The organism is Pseudoalteromonas amylolytica (genome assembly GCF_001854605.1).
GTDB lineage: Bacteria > Pseudomonadota > Gammaproteobacteria > Enterobacterales > Alteromonadaceae > Pseudoalteromonas > Pseudoalteromonas amylolytica.
Genome location: NZ_MKJU01000031.1, coordinates 1 through 3,946, shown reverse-complemented (window position 1 = coordinate 3,946; position 3,946 = coordinate 1). Strand labels below are relative to the sequence as shown.

Here is a 3,946-nt window from a genome sequence, read left to right as displayed (position 1 = left end):
GGCGTTATGTGTCCTAGCCCTTGTCTTCTGTTTATTACTCCCCATATAGGAATTAACCTTTAACTTTTAATGAAAACAAGGAGAAAAACATGGGTTTCAAAAAATCAGATCTTGAATATTCAGATTATAGCTGGACAGCATTACCTAATGATGACCCTAAAATCACAGGTAAACCAGATAGTACACGTTTTAGTCGCTATGAGGGGTACGAAATGCTCTATATGATTGACAAAGTGTTGGAACATCGGGATTTAACGAGCGTAAGGTCTGGTCAAAAAGTTGAATCCATTATTCGTACTGAGTTACCTAGTACCACTCAGAGCCAAGAGAAAGTATTTAATTTTGTTAATGATAATTGGTAAAAAAAGCACATAACAAACTGTTCAAATGGGACGTCTAAAGCTTGGCTCGTTTCGCTTCGCTCACAAGTATAGCCAAGCTTTATCCGCCCTTTAACAGGGCGTTATGTTCTCAGGAGGCATCGTGATTAGTACATTGATACTTTTAGCTGGAGTCCAGTTTGGTGTTACTAAAGCATGCAATGACCCTGACATTGAGTTTTTAAATGAACCCATTAGCATTGCTACATCAATTGAAGGTAAAACCAGTATTTTTGAACCCAGTACAATACGGTTTAATTCTTCTTTGCCTTCTGCCTGTGCCTTAACAAATACAGAAGGTACCGTAAAATTTGATGTATCAAATGAAGGTAAAGTAATAAACCTTAAAATATTGAGTCTCAATCCAATTAGAATACACTCACGTGCAATAATAAGAGGGCTTAGAAAAGCAAAAGTCTTACCCAATGCATTTGGTACTGTAGGTAATAAAGTGCACGTTAAATACATACAGTTTAAAAAGAGAACATAACAAGCTGTTTAAAATGGACGCCTTACTGCTTGGCAGGCGCTCATTCTTCGCTAATTTTAGCCAAGCGTAATCCGCCCATTAACAGGGCGTTATGTGGCAATGAAGCATGGATTTAAAATCAACAACTAAAGCAGCGTTAATAGCCCCGTTCTCTTCATTGCTTGTTGTTATTGGGTTGTTTGCTGAAAATATTTTAACTGGTGGTAACTTGGCTTCAGTTGATGGCTTATTCGTAATCATCATGTTTAGTTTAGGCTTTGTTGCCACGTCATATGTATTTGTAATCTGCTGCGGTGTACCACTGCATTTTGTTTTGTGTAAGCTCAAATTAAACTATCACTGGCTTTACGTTTTTATCGGTGTTTGTGTTGCTATGGCTTACATCTATTTTACTCAGCCAAGTGAAATGCCAGCTCAGCTAGCATTGTCTGGTATCTGGGTTTACGGTGTAACCGCCGCCGTAGTTAGCTTTGTATTTTGGCTTTTAGCGGTAAAGCCACATAACAAGGCGCTCAAGCAAGGACTTTAAAAGCTTGGCTCGCGCTTCGCGCAGTTTAGCCAAAGCTTCTAAAGCCGCTTAGCTTGGCGTTATGCATAAAGGAGAGTTATGAGCATTTACCTAAGGGCGAAACATTGGCAGTTATTTATAGTCCTTGTCGGCTCAATGTTTCTTGCACAAGCCATGATGGCTAATTCAATAATGAACAGTGAATCGACAAATCCATTAGTAATGGCAATTCCTACATTTTTTATGGCTGTCGTCTTCTTTGGGTGGTTGTGGTCTGTGGCGTCGGCATGTTCCAAGCAGTTGCCCCCTGAACTAGCGTCCTCAACTAAGCCAATGCAGTTTGGTCTTGTTTATTCGCTTGTGTATCTTCTTATAAGTAGCAGTTTTTTCTTTGGCTCTAATGGCCAATTGCCTGGCTATATTGTTGTCATGCACTTATTAGCAATGGCATCTATTTTCTATGCATTAGGCTTCACAGCTAAACAGCTTGCCAAATTAGAGCAGCGGAAAAATGTGTCATTCTTTTCATATTCTGGCCCCTTCTTTCTTTTTTGGTTTTTCCCAATAGGTATTTGGTTTATACAGCCAAAGGTTAACCAACTGCTGAGTGGCAGTAATGCATAACAAGGCGCTGCTGTTGGACAAATTTTCCGCTGCGCTCCAAATTTTCCACAGAGCGCGGCGTTAGGCATTTCGAGAGTACGGTGTACATGGAACATTTAGTAAAAATAATAGATTCGGTTGTATGGCCTTTTGCAGCTATTTGGATAGCTTACATTTTTAGAGGTGAACTTAGAGCACTTCTCGGACGAATGTCTCAGTTTAAATACAAAGATGTAGAAGCAAAATTTGATAAGCAACTTAATAAAGCCGAAATTACAGCAAGTAATTTGAAAAAAGAGCTTCCAACAGGTTGGGAAAAGGCAACAACAAGAGGTGTTTTGACACAATATGAACAATTCAAGCGTATTGCTGAAGCATCACCAAGAGCAGCAATTCTTGAAGCTTGGTTAGATGTTGAAATTGCTGTTTCTGCGGCAGCTGAAAAAGCAGGGCTTGCTTCTAGCCCGAATTCACCTGCCTTACTTGCTGAGCATTTGACCTCATTAAAACATATTCCAGAAGAAACTTTATCTGTGTTTCACAGTCTGAGAAAACTTAGAAATCAAGCTACACATATGCCTGACTTTACACTTACAGAAGATGAAGCTGAAAGATATTTAGAATTAGCATTAAAAGTGGCTAATACATTCCGGCACTATGCTGTAAAAAATGCCTAACAAGCTGTTTAAGTGCGGGACTGCTAACGTTTGGCTCAGTTTCGCTACGCTTCACATTTTAGCCAAACATTAATCAGCCCCTTAACAGGGCGTTATAAATACATGGAGGTTTGGTGGGAAATTTTAATCTTTTTGTAATCGGATTGGTTAGCTCAATTTCGACAGTTACTGCTCTAGGTCTACTTATTTTTCTTATGCGTTCTTGGTTATTAGCGAGATTAAAAGCTTCGATTAAACATGAGTATGATCTCAAAAAGTTAGAAGTTGAGCATCAAAAAGAAATCCGACTAAAGGGAGAAATAGTCGCTGAATTACTTGCAGAGTGGATAAGGAAAGGTGGTAATTTAGATTATCATCAATTAAATAAACTCTCTTTTCAGGCTTTTGTTTGGTTACCTAAAGAGCTAGCTGAAGAACTTTCCAGTTCTTTATCGCATCAGACTGGAGCTCAAGATGTTAGAGCCTTAATTAAGAATATACGTACGTACCTTCAAGGTGAAGATGATGGTTTTGAAGCAAGAGATGTCATTGTTTTTAATGAGCCAGATCCTACAGGTACAAGCAATCCAACAACTAGTTGGGTTAGCTCTTGGGCAGAGGCAAAGCCAAAGCCTTTTAAGTAAGTATTTATAACAAGCCAATTAAGTGCGGGACTGCTAACAGCTTGCTCGGTTCCGCTTCGCTACACAGTTTAGCAAGCTATTATCAGCCCCTTATTGGGGCGTTATGTGTCCGTCTTTATTTCAATTTTGCATATTGGGGAGTATTAATGAGTGTAAAACATAAAGGATCATGCCTTTGCGGTGAAGTAAGTTTTGAAGTAGAAGGTGAATTTGATAGTTTTTTCATGTGCCATTGTCAATACTGTCGCAAAGACACTGGTTCGGCTCATGCATCTAACTTATTTTCGACTACAGCTGTACTAACGTGGCTATCAGGGGAAAATAACGTAAAGACTTATAGTTTGCCATCTACAAGGCACGTTAAGTGTTTCTGTACGAACTGTGGTTCTGCTCTGCCAAATGTTCAAATGGGAGGGGCATTTTTAGCTGTACCAGCGGGAAGTATTGACACAAAAATTGCAAATAAACCAAATGCTCATATTTTTGTTGCAAGCAAGGCAGACTGGGATCAAGACTTAGAGCAAATTCCTATGTTCGAAGGGCTACCATGTTAAATTCAGGAAACACATAACAAGGCCATGAAGAGCGGAACCGTAATAGTTGGCTCGGTTTCGCTTCGCTTCACATTGTAGCCAACTATTACTTGTCCGCTTATGGCGGCGTTA

At 39.5% G+C, this 3,946-nt stretch carries 7 protein-coding genes; all 7 read left to right on the top strand.

The annotated features are described in order from the left end of the window. The first annotated feature begins 89 nt into the window (after window positions 1–89). Window positions 90–362 (top strand): hypothetical protein, encoded by a 273-nt coding sequence (locus tag BET10_RS17755; RefSeq protein ID WP_070986965.1) that lies wholly within the window; start codon window positions 90–92, stop codon window positions 360–362. A gap of 121 nt (window positions 363–483) precedes the next feature. Further along, complete coding sequence (locus tag BET10_RS17750; RefSeq protein WP_070986963.1) at window positions 484–870, top strand: energy transducer TonB family protein; 387 nt, start codon at window positions 484–486, stop codon at window positions 868–870. 106 nt (window positions 871–976) lie between these two features. Beyond that, on the top strand, window positions 977–1,399 hold the full coding sequence (locus BET10_RS17745; protein WP_070986962.1) for a hypothetical protein: 423 nt from the start codon (window positions 977–979) through the stop codon (window positions 1,397–1,399). A 78-nt stretch (window positions 1,400–1,477) separates the two neighbouring features. After that, window positions 1,478–2,002, top strand: a complete 525-nt coding sequence (locus BET10_RS17740) for a hypothetical protein (protein ID WP_070986960.1) — start codon at window positions 1,478–1,480, stop codon at window positions 2,000–2,002. Window positions 2,003–2,088: 86 nt separating this feature from the next. Beyond that, the gene (locus BET10_RS17735) at window positions 2,089–2,658 is read left to right on the top strand and encodes a hypothetical protein (protein ID WP_070986958.1); all 570 of its coding nucleotides are present in this window, start codon (window positions 2,089–2,091) and stop codon (window positions 2,656–2,658) included. A 113-nt stretch (window positions 2,659–2,771) separates the two neighbouring features. Beyond that, window positions 2,772–3,281: a hypothetical protein gene (locus BET10_RS17730; protein WP_205987551.1), complete on the top strand. Its 510-nt coding sequence runs from the start codon at window positions 2,772–2,774 to the stop codon at window positions 3,279–3,281. Between the two features lie 146 nt (window positions 3,282–3,427). After that, window positions 3,428–3,835 carry a GFA family protein gene (locus BET10_RS17725; RefSeq protein WP_070983629.1) on the top strand — a complete coding sequence of 136 codons (408 nt, stop codon included), beginning with the start codon at window positions 3,428–3,430 and terminating at the stop codon, window positions 3,833–3,835. Window positions 3,836–3,946 lie beyond the last annotated feature (111 nt).

What these genes read in the sequence shown, in the direction of transcription:
- BET10_RS17735 (WP_070986958.1), top strand. Translation starts at nt 2,089, where the DNA reads ATGGAACATTTAGTAAAAATAATAGATTCGGTTGTATGGCCTTTTGCA.
- BET10_RS17755 (WP_070986965.1), top strand. Translation starts at nt 90, where the DNA reads ATGGGTTTCAAAAAATCAGATCTTGAATATTCAGATTATAGCTGGACA.
- BET10_RS17725 (WP_070983629.1), top strand. Translation starts at nt 3,428, where the DNA reads ATGAGTGTAAAACATAAAGGATCATGCCTTTGCGGTGAAGTAAGTTTT.
- BET10_RS17745 (WP_070986962.1), top strand. Translation starts at nt 977, where the DNA reads ATGGATTTAAAATCAACAACTAAAGCAGCGTTAATAGCCCCGTTCTCT.
- BET10_RS17740 (WP_070986960.1), top strand. Translation starts at nt 1,478, where the DNA reads ATGAGCATTTACCTAAGGGCGAAACATTGGCAGTTATTTATAGTCCTT.